Source organism: Sphingomonas sp. CFBP 8765, from assembly GCF_014841445.1.
GTDB lineage: Bacteria > Pseudomonadota > Alphaproteobacteria > Sphingomonadales > Sphingomonadaceae > Sphingomonas > Sphingomonas aerolata.
In genome coordinates this window covers 58,881-77,745 of record NZ_JACYTY010000008.1, presented here as the reverse complement: position 1 = coordinate 77,745, position 18,865 = coordinate 58,881, and the positions used below count along the sequence as shown (strand labels likewise).

16 protein-coding genes, 1 tRNA gene and 1 pseudogene are annotated in these 18,865 nt (G+C 64.5%); 10 read left to right on the top strand and 8 right to left on the bottom strand.

The genetic code is table 11. The features are described from left to right. Nucleotides 1–604: 604 nt before the first annotated feature. From IFT87_RS17455 to IFT87_RS17425, 7 genes are all read left to right on the top strand, one after another. On the top strand, nt 605–3,238 hold the full coding sequence (locus IFT87_RS17455; RefSeq protein WP_192191389.1) for a PAS domain-containing hybrid sensor histidine kinase/response regulator: 2,634 nt from the start codon (nt 605–607) through the stop codon (nt 3,236–3,238). Beyond that, nucleotides 3,238–3,624 carry a hypothetical protein gene (locus IFT87_RS17450; RefSeq protein ID WP_031439373.1) on the top strand — a complete coding sequence of 129 codons (387 nt, stop codon included), beginning with the start codon at nt 3,238–3,240 and terminating at the stop codon, nt 3,622–3,624. Before IFT87_RS17455 ends, IFT87_RS17450 begins: the two co-directional genes overlap by 1 nt. Nucleotides 3,625–4,001: 377 nt before the next feature. Further along, nucleotides 4,002–5,123 carry a GGDEF domain-containing protein gene (locus tag IFT87_RS17445; protein ID WP_192191388.1) on the top strand — a complete coding sequence of 374 codons (1,122 nt, stop codon included), beginning with the start codon at nt 4,002–4,004 and terminating at the stop codon, nt 5,121–5,123. A 656-nt stretch (nt 5,124–5,779) separates the two neighbouring features. Further along, on the top strand, nt 5,780–6,226 hold the full coding sequence (locus IFT87_RS17440) for a Csu type fimbrial protein (RefSeq protein ID WP_052380819.1): 447 nt from the start codon (nt 5,780–5,782) through the stop codon (nt 6,224–6,226). Nucleotides 6,227–6,273: 47 nt separating this feature from the next. Then, nucleotides 6,274–6,966 carry a fimbrial biogenesis chaperone gene (locus tag IFT87_RS17435; protein ID WP_192191387.1) on the top strand — a complete coding sequence of 231 codons (693 nt, stop codon included), beginning with the start codon at nt 6,274–6,276 and terminating at the stop codon, nt 6,964–6,966. A gap of 18 nt (nt 6,967–6,984) precedes the next feature. Further along, nucleotides 6,985–9,327, top strand: coding sequence for a fimbria/pilus outer membrane usher protein (locus IFT87_RS17430; protein ID WP_192191386.1), 2,343 nt, complete (start codon nt 6,985–6,987; stop codon nt 9,325–9,327). After that, nucleotides 9,324–9,779 (top strand): spore coat protein U domain-containing protein, encoded by a 456-nt coding sequence (locus tag IFT87_RS17425; RefSeq protein WP_192191385.1) that lies wholly within the window; start codon nt 9,324–9,326, stop codon nt 9,777–9,779. Before IFT87_RS17430 ends, IFT87_RS17425 begins: the two co-directional genes overlap by 4 nt. Nucleotides 9,780–10,106: 327 nt before the next feature. Here IFT87_RS17425 and IFT87_RS17420 read toward each other — a convergent pair. Then, nucleotides 10,107–10,197: transfer RNA gene (locus tag IFT87_RS17420), tRNA-Ser, on the bottom strand. A gap of 88 nt (nt 10,198–10,285) precedes the next feature. Between IFT87_RS17420 and IFT87_RS17415 the strand changes: the two genes are divergently transcribed. Further along, nucleotides 10,286–11,146, top strand: coding sequence for a peptidylprolyl isomerase (locus IFT87_RS17415; protein ID WP_037529721.1), 861 nt, complete (start codon nt 10,286–10,288; stop codon nt 11,144–11,146). Here the strand turns inward: IFT87_RS17415 and mmsB are convergent. The 5 genes from mmsB to IFT87_RS17390 all read right to left on the bottom strand — a co-directional run bounded on the left by mmsB (nt 11,143) and on the right by IFT87_RS17390 (nt 15,389). Further along, nucleotides 11,143–12,024 (bottom strand): 3-hydroxyisobutyrate dehydrogenase, encoded by an 882-nt coding sequence (mmsB, locus tag IFT87_RS17410; RefSeq protein WP_107930336.1) that lies wholly within the window; start codon nt 12,022–12,024, stop codon nt 11,143–11,145. The genes IFT87_RS17415 and mmsB overlap by 4 nt on opposite strands. 207 nt (nt 12,025–12,231) lie before the next feature. Beyond that, on the bottom strand, nt 12,232–13,008 hold the full coding sequence (locus IFT87_RS17405) for an enoyl-CoA hydratase (RefSeq protein ID WP_037529758.1): 777 nt from the start codon (nt 13,006–13,008) through the stop codon (nt 12,232–12,234). A gap of 53 nt (nt 13,009–13,061) precedes the next feature. Further along, nucleotides 13,062–14,102 carry an enoyl-CoA hydratase/isomerase family protein gene (locus IFT87_RS17400; RefSeq protein WP_192191384.1) on the bottom strand — a complete coding sequence of 347 codons (1,041 nt, stop codon included), beginning with the start codon at nt 14,100–14,102 and terminating at the stop codon, nt 13,062–13,064. Next, nucleotides 14,095–14,247, bottom strand: coding sequence for a hypothetical protein (locus tag IFT87_RS17395; RefSeq protein ID WP_192191383.1), 153 nt, complete (start codon nt 14,245–14,247; stop codon nt 14,095–14,097). Before IFT87_RS17395 ends, IFT87_RS17400 begins: the two co-directional genes overlap by 8 nt. After that, nucleotides 14,244–15,389, bottom strand: coding sequence for an acyl-CoA dehydrogenase family protein (locus IFT87_RS17390; protein WP_192191382.1), 1,146 nt, complete (start codon nt 15,387–15,389; stop codon nt 14,244–14,246). Before IFT87_RS17390 ends, IFT87_RS17395 begins: the two co-directional genes overlap by 4 nt. A 113-nt stretch (nt 15,390–15,502) precedes the next feature. Between IFT87_RS17390 and IFT87_RS17385 the strand changes: the two are divergent. Then, nucleotides 15,503–15,820: pseudogene (locus IFT87_RS17385) on the top strand (GIY-YIG nuclease family protein). A 93-nt stretch (nt 15,821–15,913) separates the two neighbouring features. Here IFT87_RS17385 and IFT87_RS17380 read toward each other — a convergent pair. Further along, entirely contained in the window at nt 15,914–17,431 is a 1,518-nt protein-coding gene (locus tag IFT87_RS17380; RefSeq protein WP_192191381.1) for a CoA-acylating methylmalonate-semialdehyde dehydrogenase, read from the bottom strand. A 94-nt stretch (nt 17,432–17,525) separates the two neighbouring features. Between IFT87_RS17380 and IFT87_RS17375 the strand changes: the two genes are divergently transcribed. Next, nucleotides 17,526–18,410, top strand: coding sequence for a LysR family transcriptional regulator (locus IFT87_RS17375; protein ID WP_192098499.1), 885 nt, complete (start codon nt 17,526–17,528; stop codon nt 18,408–18,410). Here IFT87_RS17375 and IFT87_RS17370 read toward each other — a convergent pair. After that, nucleotides 18,407–18,793: a potassium channel family protein gene (locus IFT87_RS17370; RefSeq protein WP_052149099.1), complete on the bottom strand. Its 387-nt coding sequence runs from the start codon at nt 18,791–18,793 to the stop codon at nt 18,407–18,409. The two genes, IFT87_RS17375 and IFT87_RS17370, sit on opposite strands and share 4 nt — an antisense overlap. Nucleotides 18,794–18,865 lie beyond the last annotated feature (72 nt).

Genomic DNA, 18,865 nt, shown 5'->3' with positions numbered 1-18,865 from the left:
GAACGCGAAGTTTTCAACGTGTAAATGGCGACGTGAATAAACGTCGACGTTGATGAGCCTGCGCCTTAATGGCGACGTCCCCGCTCGTACGGCGCTGCCGCAACACTTCTCTCGCAAGCAGATGCGCTGCCGACTACGAATGGCCGCGTCTCTCTCGCGGTCTACGTCACAGAGGCAGGCCTCTCTCCGCCACAGCGAGTGCGAAGGCCTGACGAAACGGTAGCTAAACCAATACAAAAAGCCGTTTTTCTGCTGGGCTTAAGATCGTCACCCGGGATTCGTGCTTCTCTCAGGGGTCGGCACGAAGCCGACATAAACAGATGTCCGGTACCGGCGCGCGCGAAACCGCGGCTGAGCGTCCGGGACTGGGAGCAGGATCGACAGTCTCAGCCGTGCATTCAGGTGTTAGCCGAGGCCCGCCCTATCCCAGCAGCGATAGCGCCGAGTGCCATTTCGACAGGCTGGCAATCTGATGCGACGCTTTGTGCGCTGAGACGCGCGCGGCCCGTCGGGCTGGATCTAGCTGGCCGAGTGCAACTCCCGAAATACAACAGATTTTAGCAAGAACCACAACCGATATGGTGCCGTCCTCGAAATACGGTTAATGTTTCGCATCCGGATCGATCCCGCTGGCAGGGAGCCCTTTATGGAAGACGCAAACGAGGACGGTCACAGCGTAGAGCCTCTCGCCAAGGGGCGCCGCGCCGACTTTCTCAAGGCGGTTCCACATGGAAGCGCCGCGCTGATCCAGATGGCGGAATACACCGGCGACCTGATCGGCCTTTGCGACGCCGGCGGTCGACTCGCCTATCTCAATCCGGCCGGCCGACGCTTGATCGGAGTCGAGGCGGCCGACATTTTCCCGATGCGGCTGACCGATTACGTCGTTCCGGAACAACGCCACCTCGTCGACAAGGTCGTCGTGCCGACAGCGAGGCGGGACGGCGTGTGGGAGGGCGAGATGCAGCTCGTCAATCTGAAGACCGACGACATCATCGACGTCCAGCGCTCGACATTCGCGACGCGCGATGATCGGGGCGAAATCACCGGCTTCGTATCGGTCATGCGCGACATCACGCATGACAAGGTCCAGAAAGGCCGGCTTCGCCGCCAGATCGAGACATTCGAGGCGCTGATCGCGAACAACCCTCTCGAAACCTGCCTGGTCGATGCGGATTTCAGGCTGCGCGTAGTCAGCCGCGGCGCCCAGACGGTATTTGAAAATATCCAGCCGCTGCTCGGCCGCGATTTCGCCGACGTTCTTCGCGCTCTCTGGCCCGAGCCCTTTGCCAGCGAAGCGATCGCCCGCTTCCGGCAGACGCTCGACACCGGCATGGCGTATGACGCTGCAACGACGCCGGAACAGCGCGCGAATATCGAGGCACGCGAGGCATATGGCTGGCGGATCGAGCGTGTGACACTGCCGGACGAATGCTACGGCATCGTCTTCTATTTCCATGAACTTATCGACAGGGAGCACGGGACGCGGGCCTTGGGTCGCCGCGAGGCCGAATTGCGGGACCTGAATATTGACCTGGAGCGTCGTGTCCGTGCTCGCACTGCGGCACTGAACCAGGCCAATGCACGCCTCACGGCCGAGATCGAGCGGCGCGAAGCGGTACAGGCTGCGCAACTGCAAAGCCAAAAGCTCGAAGCGGTTGGTCAGCTCGTGTCGGGCATAGCGCACGACTTCAATAACATTCTCGGCGCGGTGATCGGCGGGCTCACAATTATCCAGAACCGCAATGACGACCCGCGCATCGAGCAGATTGCGACGATGGGTCAGCGCGCGGCCGAGCGGGGTGCTGCGCTTGTACGACAGCTGCTCGCCTTTGCGCGCCAGGAGGATGTGGTTGCGCAGCGTGTCGACCTAGCCGGCGCGATTGGCGAGATGTCCGACCTCGTCCGGCACGGCATGCGCGGCAACGTCGCGCTCGCGATCGACTGCGATGACGATCTCTGGCCTGTGCTGGCAGACCCGACACAATTGCAGTCGGCGCTGCTCAACCTTGCCAACAATGCCAGCGATGCGATGAATGGCGGCGGCCACCTGCATATCGCCGTCAGCAATTGCGCCCGGACTTCAGCGGATCTTCCGCTGGAACTGGACGGCCAGGACGCGATCAGGATCGTCGTGGCCGACGACGGTCCCGGCATGGACAGCGATACCTTGCAGCGGATTACCGAGCCGTTCTTCACGACCAAGGCGCGCGGCAAGGGGACCGGGCTGGGCCTCGCGATGGTGCAGCGCTTCGTGGAGCAGTCGGGCGGTGCCCTGCGTATCGAAAGCCGCCCCGGCCACGGAACCACATTCTCGATCTTCCTGCCGCGTGCCGTTGATCCTGGCGGTTCCGATTCTGCACCCGGCAGCGACGAGACCGGTGTCAACGCGATCGGGCGCGCTTTCGAAACGGTCCTGCTGGTCGATGATGACGCCGAATTGTGCGCCATGATCGCCGAAGGATTGTCTGACCACGGCTTCGAATTCATCGTCGCGCCGGACGCACAGGCGGCGCTGCTCGAGTTACGGACGCGGGCGATCGACGCGCTCGTGACCGACGTCCACATGCCGGACATGTCCGGTAACGACCTGGTCGCGCAGGTGCGCGCGTCGGGATCGGACATTCCCTGCCTGTTCATGACGGGGATCGCCAACGAAGCCGCTCTCGATGGCGAGACGGTCGTGCAGAAGCCCTTCAACCCCGCCGTATTGCACTATGCGCTGCGCCGCATCCTGATTGCACGGGACCAGCGTGCGTCCGATGCCGAGCGGCTCGATCGGCTGACGCTGCGCCTGAAGTCCGATTGCACCCGGTCATTGCTCGACCACTGGCGCGCCATCCGCGCAGGCCAAGTCATCCCGTTGTTCGAGACGTTCACGATCAATGCATGCAGCGAGCCGCACCGGATCGTGGTTGCGCAGATCGACTTGGGGAAGGTGCCGATCCATTTCACCTTCACGCTGGTCGGCGACACCTTGCGCAACGCTGTACCGCACAGCATCGCCGCCACCGAGATGCCGGTCAGTGGCAACGATAGCCTCGCGGCCCGCGAGGCGGCCTATCGCCGCTGCGCGCTGACCGGCAAGCCATCGCATGAATATGCCCGTATCAACCTTGGTGACGGGTATAGGGAAACATTCGAGCGGCTGTTGCTGCCCTTCTCGTCGGACGGGATCGTCGTCGATCATATCGTCGGTGCGGTTGTCATCGAACGTGAAGCGGTGGGGGAACGATGATGGTTGACGCCCGTGAGCTACCCGATTTCAACGAGCCCCAGCTGGCGATGGCGATAGAGGCGCTACCAAGCGAAACGGTCGACGCCTTGCCCTATGGCGCAATCCGGATCGGCGACGATGGCAAGGTCGAATATTATAGTGCGGCAGAGCGGCGCCTGTCGGGTTCCGGCAATCATGACCGCCTCGGCCTCGACTTCTTCAGCAGGATCGCCCCCTGTATGGACAATCCCGACTTTCGCGGTCGCGTCGAGCGTGCCCGGGTATCGGGCGTGCTCGATTTGGAGTTCAGCCACGTCGGCGACTTCGAGGACCGCGACCGGGAACTGACGGTGCGTATCCAGTCTGCCAGTACGGGCGGCTACTGGATATTCATGCGCCGCGATTGACCGCTTTTGGCGTCAGATTTTTTGTAAGTGTCGGGAATGGAGAGGAAGCGAACTTTCCACTTTTAGGGCTGCACCCCGGAAAACCAGCCACTGCATGGGCGTCCCAGATGCATCAGCCTTTTGCATCGGCGGAAGCCTAGATTTCATGCCGTTCTTGGATCAATGCAAAAACCGGTGATTTCTGCAGCTTGGATGGCAAGGTCCGATCAGTGAACTTTTCGGTGTCGTTATCTCGATCGATTCACGCTGTCCTATAATGCGCGCATGCATGTCGGCGCTTTTCCCTACCATCACGATCGGCGGCACAGGACTACGCACTGCCCCTGCGACCGAATTCGTCCAATCCTGGCTGTGCTGGCATCAGGGAACACGTGATCATGCCCCGCGATCTGATATCGCGTGGTTGGCTGGAACGGCTGGGAGACCATCGGCTCGATGGGGCGGCGCTGGACGGCCTGAAAACGCTGTTGCCGCGATTGGTGATCGCCGCTCTGGCGAGTTTGCTGTTGCTCACCCATCTGGGCTCTCGCGCTGCGATACAATGGATCAGCTTTGTCGGATTTGCGGAGCTGTGGTGCAGGCAATGCAGTATCCTGCTGGCGCGACCGGATGGCGTGCGCCTGCCGCTGCGGCTCAACTATATTGCCTCCGCACTCATGACGACGATCGCGTGGACGAGCTTGCCGGTTTTGCTGTGGTGGAGCAGGGTACCTGATATAGGTTCAGCGGTTATCGTCATGCTGATCTCGCAGCTGATCCACGCCCAGGCCTTTGCCTTCCGCGCTCCGTCGATAGTGGCGTTCAAGGTTGGTGTTCCCGCCAGCGCGATGCTCGCGCTGCCTTGGCTGGTCGAACCAGCAAGCTATTTTACCACTCTCACGTCGACAATCGCGTCGGGTCTTTGCATCAGTTATATCTTCGCAAGCGTGCGGGCAAACTGGCGGAGCGATGCGGCGCTACGCAAAGCTCATGACGAGCTCGAATATCTGGCATATTTCGACGGACTTACCTCCCTCGCCAATCGTCGACAGTTCACACGACACATGCGCAATCTCATCGCACTGTCCGATCGTCAAAAGTCCCGGCTCGCCTTGCTCCTGATCGATCTTGACCATTTCAAGGTCGTCAACGACACGTATGGCCACGATGCTGGCGATGCGCTCCTCGTCGCGGCAGGAGAGCGCCTGCGTGCTGCCGTCGGCGAGTTGACCCATGTCGCGCGGCTCGGCGGTGACGAGTTTGCCATACTCTTACCCGACGTCGGCAGCACCGCCGATATCGATGCGGCATGCGGTCGCATCGTCGATGGCGTCCAGCCTGCTGTCGACTTCAACGGAGAACAGATGAGCCTAAGTTTCAGCATCGGCATCGCGCTTTATCCCGGCGACGGCGACAGCATACAAACAATCCTGAAATCCGCTGACGTTGCGCTTTACGACGCGAAGCGGAGGGGGCGAGGCACGTGGTGCTTCAGTGACGGGTTCGGCAAGGTCGCGTAAGTCAAGTTTGAGACCTGCGGACGGTGCGCGTCTGATTCATTGCTTGCACTACACTGACATACTCGAACCAAATCCGGCCATCTCTGCCACCTTCCCCGCTCCCCGACTTCAAGCATTTCCCTGTTCGCGCTGACGGCTTTTGGCGGCTGATATTTCCTCATGGCCGCCGTGATCGAGAAGAAAGCGGCGCGTCCGATTTAGGGCAGTCGGTGGGAGGCCGCCGTTGGTTAAAACGGCTGCGAGAATGATAATCGGCGCCTTTCGGGTTGATCGCGGCGCGCACGTATTTGGACAAATGCTAAATACATCTCAGCCACTCTTTTTAAGCGACAAAGCGCTTCAGTACGACGAGTTGAAGAATTACCGTCCAGACTCCTCAGTCCAAGTGGACTCTGAAGAACTTCCTAATTCGCAACAATCTGCAGTTGGTTAGGGCCACCGGTGATGGATCCCCGCATATAAATGGTGACGTTTTTCCTGAGGCTGACGCCCTTCCTTTGGCGGGCATTCTATAATTGCTTGAGAAAGGTCGCCGTCTTATGATTACGCAGAACTTGGCCCGGCATATTGCGTCACTGCGCATAGGTCGGCCGTCGCTTCACACCACTACAGCCTTTTTTAAAACGCAGGCTCGCGTTCTGAGCATTCCCCTATGCATGGTTGTGGCGAATGGCTCGGCAGGCGCATCGACGGCGAACACGACGTTCAATGTGACGGCCAACGTCGTGTCGAGTTGCCAGATTTCGGCGACCGCGCTGACGTTCGGAACCTATACCGGGGCCCAAACCGACGCGACTTCGACGATCACCGCGACCTGCACGGATACCACCGCCTACACCATCGGCGTCAGCGCAGGCTTGGGCACGGGGGCGACCGTAACGAACCGGTACATGAACGGCCCCAGCGTCGATGTGCTCGCCTATGCCGTCTATCGCGACAGTGCGCGTACCAATAGCTGGGGCACGACGATCGGTACGGACACGGTCTCGGGCACCGGCAACGGCGGCGCTCAGGCCATTACCGTCTATGGGCGCCTTGCGGCGGGTCAATTGCCCGTTCCCGGAGCCTATTCGGATACTCTGACCGCAACGATCACCTACTGATGGCCCGGGGAAGTTTTTTTCGCTTCGAGAGGCTTCGTCGCTGGTCGATGGCGGGCGGATACGGGATCGTCCTGGCAACGGGCATCGCCCCGCTTCACGCACAATCCCTGTCGGTGAGCCCGGTCACGTTCAATCTTGCCGCCTCGCAACAGGCGACGAGCCTGACGGTTCGCAACGATGGCGCTGAGGAAACGGTGGTCCAGATCCGGCCCTTCGCCTGGACGCAACAGCCAGAGGATGTCCTTGTACCGGCCGACGATGTGGTCGTCAGTCCCCGCATCGTGACGATCCCACCCCATTCGAACCAGGTCTTCCGGGTGCTCGTGCGGCATAAGCCGACGTCCAAGGAACTGACGTACCGATTGATCCTCGATCAGATCCCGCGCGCGTCCGAACCCGGTGCCGTGCGTATGGTCCTGCGCATTTCCATGCCGATCTTCGTCGAGCCCGTCGCTCCGGCGAACCCCGGCGTTCGATTTCGGCTGGCGCGCCGGGACGGTGACACGGTGCTCGTGCTCGAAAATTCGGGAGCGCGCCATGAGACGCTGCGCAACGTTGTCCTGCGCGACACGAACGGCGCGCCGATCGCCATCAAGAATGGTGGTTCACCCTATCTGCTGGCTGGCGCTACGCGGGAACTGCCGGTCCAGGACATGCCCGTCCAACCCGCCGTGGATGGCCGCTATCGACTGACGATGGAGGGCGGAAAGGGCCCCATCACCGTTGCCCTCGCGCGGTAGCGGGGACGGGACCGTGCGATGCGCGCCAAAGCCCTCCGATCGACCTGTCGATTTCTCCTGATGATCTGCCTCGCTGACCATGCCGGGGCCGCTCCCGCACCGACGCTGCTGGAGGTCTGGATCAATGGGCGCCCGACCGGGAAAATCGGCGAGTTTGTTCTGCGCGGCTTCGGACTGGCGGCAACCCCCAAGGAACTCGCCGAACTCGGCCTTTCCCCGCGCACCACGCCCGGCGATGAACTTGCGGACATCGTCGCCGACCGTGATTTTCGGTGGCACGTCGACCAGGCTACGGGCCGACTCTACGTGACCGCCTCCGAGGGGCGTCTGGTGAGAACGACGATCTCGGCCACTGCCGATCCTGCCATGGCCGGAGCGGTGGAGAGCGGGACCGGTTCCACGCTGAACTACGATACGACAGTGACCGGCGATGCTCGTCGCCAGGCCTTTTCCGCGTACCTCGATGCCCGCGTCTTTTCAGGCCATGGGGTTGCAGCTGGCCAGGCCTTGATGACCGCATTCCGTTCGGGGACGACGACGACCTATCGCGCGACCAGGCTCGATTTCAACTACACCGTTTCGCTGCCCGACCGCCTGCTGCGGCTCAGGTTGGGCGACTTCATCACGTCGGGAGCGGACTCGCAACGGGCGATCCGGCTCGGCGGCATCCAATTCGGTTCGGACTTCGCGCTGCGACCCGACCTGATCACGATGCCGCTGCCCGATTTTCGCGGCAACGCGGTCGTCCCCACCATCGCCGACATCCTTGTGAACGACACATCCGCGATATCCCTGCCTATCGGCGCTGGTCCCTTCGAAATCCGCAACGTGCCGGTGCAGACGGGCAGCGGCAAAGTCTCGCTGAACCTCCAGAATTCCCTGGGACAATCCGTCAGGACGACGGTGGCCTATTATGCGAGCAATGCTCTGCTCGCACCCGGGTTGCACACGTTCGCTGTCCAGGCTGGCGTTATCCGGCACCAATTTGGGAGCCAGAGCAACGCCTACGGACAGTTCGCGGCAAGCGGCAGCTACCGCTGGGGCGTAACGCCACGGCTGACGGCGGCGTTCTATGCCGAAGCAACCCGCAGCGCGGCGCTCGTCGGGTCGGGCGTGTCGGTAAACCTGGCCAACCTGGCAATCGCCACGGGTGATTGCGCGGCCAGCAGCGGGCGGGACGGGAACGGCGTGCGCTGCGTCGCGCAAATCGAACACCGCGACTCGCTGCTGTCGCTCAGGCTGTCCCATGGATTCGCGACGGAGGACTTTCGCGACATCGCGGCAAGCGATGGCTATCCTGCCATTCGCAGGCAGACCGACGCCAGCATTGCGCTTGCAATGGGCCCGGCCGGTACGATGTCCCTCGGCTATACCGCACTCGATCAGGCAGGCGACGTCGCCTGGGAAAGGCTGAAGGGCACGCCGGCAATGTTTGGCCGCGGTTCCGCGGTCCGCCTGGCGTCCGTCACCTACAGCGTGCAGCGGGGACCGGTATCGATCTACGCGAACGGCTCGCACGACACCACCGCGCGCGGCGGCCGCAGCATCATGTTCGGCCTGTCGCTGCCCTTCGGACGGCGCAATCAGGCGAGTGTTGATCGGCAGATGCAAGGCGGCCGCTGGCAAAGCCAGCTGCAGGCGGCGCGCGGCACGAGCGAGGCCGATTCATGGGGCTATCAGGCGGCGATCGGGCGCGGCGCGATCGACAGCCAGTTTGTCGAAGTCCAACATCGGTCCCGCATCGGATGGCTGGCCGCCGGAATCGATCGGACCAACGGTGCAACGACGATCCGTGCCCAGGCGCGCGGGTCCGTGTCCGCAATCGATGGCTCGGTATTCCTGTCGAATACGATCAACGACAGTTTCGCGATTGTCGACACGCAGGGTCTGGCAGGTGTTCGGGTGTTGCACGAAAACAGGGTCGCCGGCCGAACCGGCCGATCGGGCAAGCTGATGGTTACCGACCTGCGGTCGTTCCAGGTCAATCACCTCGCCATCGAGCCGACCGATCTGCCACCCGATGCCGTGATCGCAACCGGGGAACGCGATGTCCGGCCACAGGATCGGGCAGGCGTCGTGCTCAGGTTTCCGATCGAGCGACCAAATGGCGCAGTGCTGATCCTGGTCGACGCGAGCGGTAGACCCCTTCCACCGGGAAGCACCGTCACGCTGGAGGCGTCCGGGGCGACGTTTCCCCTGGGCTTTGACGGGGAGACCCTTGTCGAGGGGCTCGACCAGCACACCGTACTGAACGTCGCGCGCCCTGACGGCACACGCTGCCGTGTTGGACTGTCCGTCGCTGCGCGGGACCGGGGTCTCGCGCGGCTTGGCCCGTTTTCCTGTGTCGAGACAGCCCCGTGATCGCCCGCGTGCTGTTCGCGCTCTTCTGCCTCGCGATACCCGCTGTCGCGGATGCGGGATGCTCGGTATCGGCGAGCGGGGTCGCGTTCGGGAACTATGACGGGTCTGCCACGTCGGCGGACGACGCGACGGGCACGATCACGATCAACTGCTTCATACTCTCCGGTCTCGGCGGGTACACGATCGCGCTCAGCCCGGGACGAGACGGCAGCTATACGGCGCGACGCATGATCTCTGGAACGGCGACCTTGCCCTATCAGCTTTATGCAGATCCGGCACGGACGCAGATCTGGGGCGACGGGTCGGGCGGGAGCTTCACCGTGCGGTCCTTCGATATCATCCCGTTGCTTGGCGGGAGTTCGACCTACCAAATTTACGGAAGAATCCCCGCCAGGCTCTCGCCACGCCCCGGAGCCTATAATGATACGATCATAATTACAGTAAGCTATTGAGTGGTCACGTATTTACTACCTTGGAAAAGACGTCCGATCTCGGATGGGTCAGGCGACTAAACCCGTAACCCATCGTCTGAACGAACGGCTGTTCACGGCAATCGCCGCCCGAAAGCGGAGGGGCGTCTTTCCACCGTTTTTACCGTCCAGCTCTGAGCATAGGCCGTACGCAATATAGGGGCGCGGCCTAACGCGACATAAACCACGGCCAGCGATATCCGCGGAAATCGTGCGGCGGCGTTCGGCTTCAAGCACGCGCGCTTTCAGGAAACGGTTATAGGAACCCGACGACTTGATCGCAACTTTGGGCTTAGATCCAAAGGGTGGTGGCGGAGCGGGAGGGATTCGAACCCTCGATACGCTTTTGACGTATACTCACTTTCCAGGCGAGCGCCTTCGACCACTCGGCCACCGCTCCGCATTGCTCTGGAACGCGCCTGCTAGAGCGGGTTTGGCTGCGGCGCAAGCGATTGCGTGCGGGGCGGCACTCGGGCAGTCTCACAGCGATGATCACCACCCTTCTCGCCGCCGCCCTCGCCCAAGCCACGCCGGTGCCGACACCGCTGCCGTCCGATCCGGTCGCGTCGGACTGGGTCGCGGTGCCCGATGACGAGATTCTCGTATTCACGCTGGCGAACGGGCATGGCTTCACGCTCCGCCTCGCGCCCGCCTATGCGCCCGCGCACGTCGCCAACATCCGCGCGCTCGCCCGCGCGCGCTGGTGGGACACCGCAACGAGCGTGTACCGCGTGCAGGACAATTATGTCGCGCAATGGGGCGATGCGACCGAGAAAAAGCCGCTCGTCGCCGGCGTCGCGGACGGGATCGCCGCCGAATATGACATGGCCGGGCCGACCGCGATCGTGCGGCTCGCCAAGCGCGATCCCTATGCCGAATGGGCGGGCTACAGCGGGGATGGCTGGCCGCTCGCTGGGTCGGGGACGCGGCAGTGGCTGCCGCATTGCTACGGGATGGTCGGCGTCGCGCGCGACCTCGCGCCGAGCGTCGGCAGCGGCGCCGAACTCTACACCGTGATCGGCCATGCGCCGCGCGCGCTCGACCGCAACATCGCGGTCGTCGGGCGGGTGGTCGACGGGATCGAGTGGCTGTCGTCGCTGCCGCGCGGGACGGGCGAGCTCGGCTTCTACGCCACGCCTGCCGAGCGCAGCCCGATCGTCTCGGCGCGGCTGGCGAGCGACCTTCCCGCCGCCACCCGCCCGCACTTCCAGTACCGCGCAACGGCGAACCCGCGCTTCACCGCCTGGATCGCGGGGCGCGAGAACCGGACGCCGCCGTTCTTCACGGTGCCGGCGGGCGGTGCGGACATCTGCAACGCGCTCCCGCCGGTCCGCCGCACGCCGGGCTAGGCGTTGCCCTGCAACGTGCGGATGATCGCGGAGAAGTCGAGTCCGCCCTGCCCGGCCTCGGCGAACGCCTCGTAGCGCTCGGCGGCCTTCGCCCCCATCGGCGTGTCGGCGCCGACATCCTGCGCCGCCGCCATCGCGAGCCTCAAGTCCTTGAGCATCAAGGCAGCGGCGAACCCGCCCTGATAGTCATGGTCGGCGGGGGTGTCGGGGCCGATCCCCGGCAGCGGCGCATAGCTCGTCATCGACCAGCTCTGCCCCGACGAGACGCTGGCGATATCGTAAAAGGCCTGTGCGTCGAGCCCGAGCTTGTCCGCGAGCACGAACGCCTCGCAGGTCGCGATCATCGTCGCGCCGAGGATCATGTTGTTGCAGATCTTCGCCGCCTGCCCCGCGCCGTTCGCGCCGGCATGGATCACCGCCTTGCCCATCGCCGCAAGGATCGGCTCGGCGCGCTCGAACGCCGCCGCCGAACCGCCGACCATGAAGGTGAGCGTGCCCGCATTGGCAGCACCAATCCCGCCGGAGACGGGCGCGTCGACCGCCGCGAGCCCCTTGGCCTGCGCGGCGTCGGCGACCTGCTTCGCGGTCGCGACGTCGATCGTCGAACAGTCGATCAGGATCGCGGTCGGGCCCGCGACGCCGAACAGCGCGTCATACACCTCGGCGACGTGCTTGCCCGCGGGCAGCATCGTCACGATCGCCTCCGCCCCGTCGGCGGCCTCGGCGGCGGAGTCGACGGGGAGGCAGCCCGCCGCCTTTGCCTTGGCGAGCGCGTCGGCGTTCAGGTCGAACGCGTGGACGTCATGGCCGTTCTTCGCGAGGTTCGCGGCCATCCCGCCGCCCATGTTGCCGAGCCCGATGAATCCGATGCGTGCCATGTACTCTCTCCTAAATCTGCCGCGGCGACTGTGCCGCTCGCGCACCAACCCCGCCATCTGCGGCTACGTCCTGCCCCCCAAACTCCGTCATCCTGACGAAAGTCAGGATCCAGAGCCAAGACCGACACCGCCCGTAACCCTGGATCCTGACTTTCGTCAGGATGACGGGCAGCGACGATTGCGGGCGGGCGGGCAGCGACGCGCCTGCTACTTCCCCGTCCAGGTCCCCGCACGCTTCTCGACGAAGGCGGCCATGCCTTCGCTCTGGTCCGCGGTGCCGAACAGGCCGTGGAACAGCCGCCGCTCGAACTGGACGCCGTGCGACAGGCTCGTCTCGAACGCCGCGTTGACCATCTCCTTGTTCGCCAGCACCGCCAGCGGCGCCATCGCGGCGATCGTCGCGGCGGTCTTCACCGCCTCCTCGACCAGTTCGTCGGCAGGCACGATCCGCGACACCAGCCCGGCGCGCTCGGCCTCGACCGCGTCCATCATCCGCCCGGTCAGCACCATCTCCATCGCCTTGGCCTTGCCGACCGCGTGCGTCAGCCGCTGCGATCCGCCCATGCCGGGGGAGACGGCGAGCTTGATCTCGGGCTGGCCGAACTTGGCGGTGTCCGCCGCGAGGATGAAGTCGCACATCATCGCGACCTCGCAGCCGCCGCCCAGCGCATAGCCCGCGACCGCGGCGATGATCGGCTTGCGCGTCCGCGTCACCTGCTCCCAGCCGGCGAAGAAATTGCTCGCATACATGTCGGCAAAGCCCTGGCTCTGCATCTCCTTGATGTCCGCGCCCGCCGCGAACGCCTTGGCCGAACCGGTCAGCACCGCACAGCCCTGCGACGGATCCGCATCGAACGCGGCGAACGCGGCGATCAGGTCGGCGAGCACCTGCGAATTGAGCGCGTTGAGCGCCTGCGGCCGGTTGAGCGTGACGAGCGTGACGCCGCCGCGTTGCTCGACGAGGATCGTTTCGTAATCGGCCATGTCAGTCTCCTGTTCCGTCACCTCAGCGAACGCTGGGGTGACGTGCTCTATGTTCAACCCGGCGTCCACGCCTCGGCAGCTGGCAACGGCGCGAAGATCTGGTCGATCACATGATCGCTCACCGCCTCGGGCGTTGCCGGATCCCAGCGCGGCGCATTGTCCTTGTCGACGATCACCGCGCGCACGCCCTCGATGAAGTCATGCCGCTGCACGACATGCGCGCCGACCGCATATTCCTGTTTCATCTCGTCTGCGAAACTCGCCATCGCCGCGCCCTCGTGAAGCAGCCGGAGCGACACCTTCATCGTCTGCGGCGACTTGGTTTTGAGCGTCGCAAGCGTCTTCGCGGCCCACTCACCACCATCGACGTCGAGCGCGGCATAGATTTCCTCGAGCACATCGGACGCGAACAGCCGGTCGATCTCGTCACGATGCGTCATAATCTCGGCATCGTCGGGTACGTCGGACGACCCTTCGAGTATGACGTCGATCTCGCGGGGACGCTCGACGATCCAGTCCTTCACGCTCTCGAGCTTGGCGCTCGTCAGATAATGCGTCGCCAGCCCCAGCGCCAGGCAATCGGCGCCGTTGATCCGGTGCCCGGTCAGCGCGAGATACTGCCCGATCCGCCCTGGCAGCCGCGACAGATACCATCCCCCGCCGACATCGGGGAACAGCCCGATCCCCGTCTCGGGCATCGCGAACTTCGTGTTCTCCGTCGCGACGCGGTACGTGCACGGCAAGGCGAGCCCGACGCCGCCGCCCATCGTGATCCCGTCCATGAACGCGACGATCGGCTTGGCATAGACGAACAGCCGGTGGTTCATCCGATACTCGGCGTGAAAGAACGCGCGCGCTTCGGCGCCGTCGCCGGCTCCCGACGCGGCGAGCATCCGGATATCGCCGCCCGCGCAAAACCCACGACCCTCGGCATGATCCACGACGATCGCCTCGACCGAGGCATCCCCGCGCCACGCCTCGAGCGCCTCCAGCACGCCTTCGCACATCGCAAGGTTCAGCGCGTGCAACGCCTTGGGCCGATTCAGCCGAAGCCGGCCGACAGGCCCTTCGACGGTCGTGATCAGGTCATTCATAAATCACCTCCCCGGCGAAGGCCGGGGTCCAGTTGGAAAGGTCGATGTAACAGAGGATGTCACCAAGCCGATTCGCGTCCCCCACCTGGACCCCGGCCTCCGCCGGGGTGGATGCTGTTCGGCAGTCGGTGACCATATCCATCATTGCCGGGTCAGCTCGCGGCCGACGATCATGCGCATGACCTGGTTGGTACCCTCGAGGATCGAATGCACACGCAGGTCGCGCCAGAAGCGTTCGATCGGGTAATCCTGCAGATACCCGTAGCCGCCGTGCAGCTGCAACGCGCGGTCGACCACCGACGAGCCGGTGTCCGTCGCCAGCCGCTTCGCCATCGCCGCGAACTTGGTCTTGTCGGGCGCGTTCGCCGTGACCTTGGCCGCCGCCATGTAGAGCAGCGCGCGCGCCGCCTCGAGTTCGGTCGCCATGTCGGCCAGCATGAACTGCGTGTTCTGGAAGTCCGCGATCGGCTTGCCGAACTGCTTGCGGTCGCGCGTATAGGCGATCGCCTCGTCGAGACACCGCTGCGCGCCGCCGAGCGAGCAGGCGCCGATGTTGAGCCGCCCGCCGTCGAGCCCCATCATCGCGATCCGGAAGCCCTCGCCCTCGCCGCCGACCATGTTGGCCGCCGGCACGCGGACGCCGTCGAAGATCACCTGCCGAGTCGGTTGCGAATGCCAGCCGAGCTTCTTCTCGTTCGCGCCGAACGACACGCCGGGCATGTCTTTCTCGATCACCAGGCAGGAAATGCCCTTGGGCCCCTCCTCACCGGTGCGGACCATGGTGACGTACACCTCGTTCTCGCCCGCGCCCGAGATGAACTGCTTCGAGCCGGTCACGATCCAGTCGTCGCCGTCGCGCACCGCGCGCGTCTTCAGCGCGGCGGCGTCCGACCCCGAGCCCGGCTCGGTCAGGCAATAGCTCGCCAACCGGTCCATCGTCACCAGATCGGGAAGATACTTGTCCTTCACCGCGGCCGAGCCGAACCGGTCGACCATCCACGCCGCCATGTTGTGGATGCTGATGAACGCGCTCGTCGACGGACAACCGTACGACATCGCCTCCATGATCAACGCGGCTTCGAGGCGCCCGAGCGCGATGCCGCCGCTCTCCTCGCTGACATAGATCGCCGCGAAACCGAGCTCGGCCGCCGCCTTGATCGTGTCGCGCGGGAAGATGTGCTTCTCGTCCCAATCGGCCGCATGCGGGGCGATCCGGTCGGCGGTGAAGCGGCGCGCGAGCTCCTGGATCTCGCGCTGGTCGTCGGTGAGGTCGAACTGGTTGGTCATCGGGCTTTCCTGTGTCGTCATACTGGGCTTGACCCAGTATCCAGAGCGGCGAATGCTGACGCCTGCGGCTCTGGATCCTGACTTTCGTCAGGATGACGGGGTGGGGGAAGGATATGGCTAGGCAACCCGCGGTCTATATCATGGCGAGCGGGCGCAACGGAACGCTCTACATCGGCGTGACGTCCGACCTGATGGCGCGGATCGTTTAGCACCGCGACGGCATGTTCGACGGGTTCTCAAAGCGATACGGCGTGAACCGGCTGGTCTGGTTTGCGATGGCGGACACGATAGACGCGGCGATCACACGCGAGAAGCAGCTCAAGGTCTGGAAACGGTCGTCGAAGACCACGCTGATCGAGACGGACAACCCAACCTGGCGCGATCTGGCCGAGGACTGGGGCTTCGACCCCCTCCCCACCCCGTCATCCTGACGAAAGTCAGGATCCAGAGCCACGGGCGTCGCGCTCGATGGCTCTGGATCCTGGATCAGGTCCAGGATGACGGGGAGGAAACGCCGCACCCGATCACCCCATCGTCGGAATGACGAACGCGTTGGCGGCATCACCCACCCCGCCATCGGGCCAGCGTTGCGTGATCGTCTTGACCTTGGTCCAGAACTTCACGCCCTCCATGCCGTGCTGGTTGGTGTCTCCGAACGCCGAACGCTTCCAGCCGCCGAACGTGTGATACGCCACCGGCACCGGGATCGGCACGTTGATCCCCACCATGCCGACATTCACCCGCGCCGCGAACTCGCGCGCGGCGTGGCCGTTGCGCGTGAAGATCGCGACGCCGTTGCCGTACTGATGCTCGCTCGGCAGGCGCACCGCCTCCTCGAAATCCCTGGCGCGGACGATCTGCAACACCGGCCCGAAGATCTCCTCCTTATACGCCGACATCTCCGTGGTGACGTGATCGAACAGCGACGGCCCGATGAAGAACCCCTTCTCATGCCCCTGCAACTCGAACCCGCGCCCGTCGACGACCAGTTCCGCACCCTCGTCGACACCCGTCTGGATCCAGTTCTCGATCCGGCTGCGATGCGCTGCGTTCACCACCGGCCCGTAATGCGCGTCATTGTCGGTCGAAACACCCACGCGCAGTGCCGCAATCGCCGGGATCAGCTTCTCGCGCAAAGCAATGGCGGTCTTCTCGCCGACCGGCACCACCACCGGCAATGCCATGCACCGCTCGCCAGCGCTCCCGAACGCCGCACCCGACAGATCGGCGACGACTTGGTCTAGGTCCGCGTCGGGCATCACGATGCCGTGGTTCTTGGCCCCGCCCATCGCCTGGACGCGCTTGCCCGCCTCGACGCCGCGGCGGTACACATAATGCGCGATGTCGGACGAACCGACGAAGCTGACCGCACTGATCGCCGGATGATCGAGGATCGCGTCGACCATCTCCTTGTCGCCGTGGACGACCTGGAAGATCCCCTCGGGCAGCCCCGCCTCGAGGAACAATTCGCCCAGCCGCACCGGCACCGACGGATCGCGCTCGCTCGGCTTCAGGATGAACGCGTTGCCCGTCGCGATCGCGACGCCGCTCATCCATAGCGGGATCATCGCGGGGAAGTTGAACGGGGTGATGCCGGCGCCGATGCCGAGCGGCTGGCGCATCGAATAAACGTCGATCCCAGGCCCCGCGCCCTGCGTGTACTCGCCCTTGAGAATGTGCGGGATGCCGCAGCAGAACTCGATCACCTCGAGCCCGCGCTGGATATCGCCCTTCGAATCAGCGATCACCTTGCCGTGCTCGGACGACAGCAGCCGCGCGAGTTCGTCCATGTTCGCCTCGACCAGCCGCTTGAACTCGAACATCACACGCGCGCGGCGCTGCGGGTTCGTCGCTGCCCAGCCCGGCTGCGCTTTCTGCGCGGCGGCGACAGCGGCATCGAGATCGGCCTGCGTGCCGAGCGTCACGCGCGCCTGGATCTCGCCGCTATTGGGATCGAACACGTCGCCGCTACGGCCGCCGCCGGAGGACGGTCCACCCGCGGTGCCGCCTGCGATCAGATGCTCGATGGTGCGAACGGTCATGGCGCCTCTCCTTGTTTTGCGGCCTCTACACCACTGCCTCGCCTGCGACACAAGCGATAGACTTGCAGCCCTGAGCTGCATATTTGCAGTCGGTATGGACTGGAGCGACCTGCCGATCTTCCTCGAAGTCGCCCGTGCGCAGCAGCTTGGGCGTGCTGCGGCGAGCCTCGGCGTCGACGCCACCACGGTCGGTCGTCGCCTCCGCCGGCTCGAGACCGCGGTCGGCCAGCGGCTGTTCGAACAGGGCCCCGACGGCCAGATCCTGACCAGCGCGGGCGAGGACCTGCTCGCGCGCGCGACCGCGATGGCGGCGATCGCATCGGACATCCGCACCCCGCCCGCGGGCCGGACCGAGGTCGACGGCACGATCCGCGTCAGCGTCGCCGAGGGGTTCGGCACCTGGTTCGTCAGCCGACATCTCGGCACGCTCGCACAGGCGCATCCCAAGCTCGCGGTCGATCTCGTCGCGACCAGCGGCTTCCTCAACCCGACCCGGCGCGAGACCGACGTCGCGGTCCTGCTCGCACGCCCGCGCCGCGGTCCGCTGCGGACGCGCAAGCTCACCGACTATACGCTGCGGCTCTATGCATCGGCGGAGCATCTCGCGGCGCACGGCCCGGTGCACGGCATCGCGGACCTGCGCGACCGGCGGATGATCGGCTATGTGCCCGACATCGTCTATGCGCCCGAGCTGCGCTATCTCGACGAGATCCCGGGCGTCCGCGACCCGGTGTTGCGTTCGTCGAGCATCAACGCGCAGGCGCACATGATTGCGGCAGGCGCGGGGATTGGCGTGCTCCCGTGCTTCATCGGCGAAGCCTATCCCGGGCTTGTCGCGATCCTCCCCGACATCCGAATCAGCCGCGCCTTCTGGCTGGTGACGCACCAGGACACCGGCCGCTTCGACGCGATCCGTGCCTTCACCGACTGGCTGGTGGCGCTGGTCGGGCGCGAACGCGCGGTGCTGGCCCCCGATTAATCCTGCCGCGGCTCACGCGAAAGGATCGCCTCGATCCGCGCGAGCGCCAGCTTGATCTCCTCCTGCTCGGCATGCGTGAAGGCGTCGCTGTCGACGATCATCTTGGCCGCCATTTTCGCGGTCAGCAGCGGCACGAGGAACAGCGGCACCGCATGCATCAGCGCGACCGCGACGATCTTGCCCCCCATCGTCACGGGAAACACGTCGCCATAGCCGATCGTCATTGCGGTCACGAACGACCACCAGATGCCGACATCGACAGGCTTGCCCTCGAACGTCGCAAACAGCACCGCACAGATCAGGATGGTCGAGACATAGCCGACGATCAGGATCGGCAAGGCCTGGATGAACGGTCGCCACGATCCCTTTGCCCTGCGCGCCATGATACCCCCCGGTTGTTTCGGCGCATCATCCAGCAAGCGGCCGACATTTCAAGCGGCACGCACGCGGCTGAT

Coding starts and splice junctions, on each gene's coding strand:
- IFT87_RS17380 (WP_192191381.1), bottom strand. CDS start 17,431: ATGACCGTTCGCACCATCGAGCATCTGATCGCAGGCGGCACCGCGGGT.
- IFT87_RS17450 (WP_031439373.1), top strand. CDS start 3,238: ATGGTTGACGCCCGTGAGCTACCCGATTTCAACGAGCCCCAGCTGGCG.
- IFT87_RS17370 (WP_052149099.1), bottom strand. CDS start 18,793: ATGGCGCGCAGGGCAAAGGGATCGTGGCGACCGTTCATCCAGGCCTTG.
- IFT87_RS17400 (WP_192191384.1), bottom strand. CDS start 14,102: ATGAATGACCTGATCACGACCGTCGAAGGGCCTGTCGGCCGGCTTCGG.
- IFT87_RS17430 (WP_192191386.1), top strand. CDS start 6,985: ATGCGCGCCAAAGCCCTCCGATCGACCTGTCGATTTCTCCTGATGATC.
- IFT87_RS17415 (WP_037529721.1), top strand. CDS start 10,286: ATGATCACCACCCTTCTCGCCGCCGCCCTCGCCCAAGCCACGCCGGTG.
- IFT87_RS17390 (WP_192191382.1), bottom strand. CDS start 15,389: ATGACCAACCAGTTCGACCTCACCGACGACCAGCGCGAGATCCAGGAG.
- IFT87_RS17395 (WP_192191383.1), bottom strand. CDS start 14,247: ATGATGGATATGGTCACCGACTGCCGAACAGCATCCACCCCGGCGGAG.
- IFT87_RS17405 (WP_037529758.1), bottom strand. CDS start 13,008: ATGGCCGATTACGAAACGATCCTCGTCGAGCAACGCGGCGGCGTCACG.
- mmsB (WP_107930336.1), bottom strand. CDS start 12,024: ATGGCACGCATCGGATTCATCGGGCTCGGCAACATGGGCGGCGGGATG.
- IFT87_RS17375 (WP_192098499.1), top strand. CDS start 17,526: ATGGACTGGAGCGACCTGCCGATCTTCCTCGAAGTCGCCCGTGCGCAG.
- IFT87_RS17435 (WP_192191387.1), top strand. CDS start 6,274: ATGGCGGGCGGATACGGGATCGTCCTGGCAACGGGCATCGCCCCGCTT.
- IFT87_RS17455 (WP_192191389.1), top strand. CDS start 605: ATGTTTCGCATCCGGATCGATCCCGCTGGCAGGGAGCCCTTTATGGAA.
- IFT87_RS17440 (WP_052380819.1), top strand. CDS start 5,780: ATGGTTGTGGCGAATGGCTCGGCAGGCGCATCGACGGCGAACACGACG.
- IFT87_RS17445 (WP_192191388.1), top strand. CDS start 4,002: ATGCCCCGCGATCTGATATCGCGTGGTTGGCTGGAACGGCTGGGAGAC.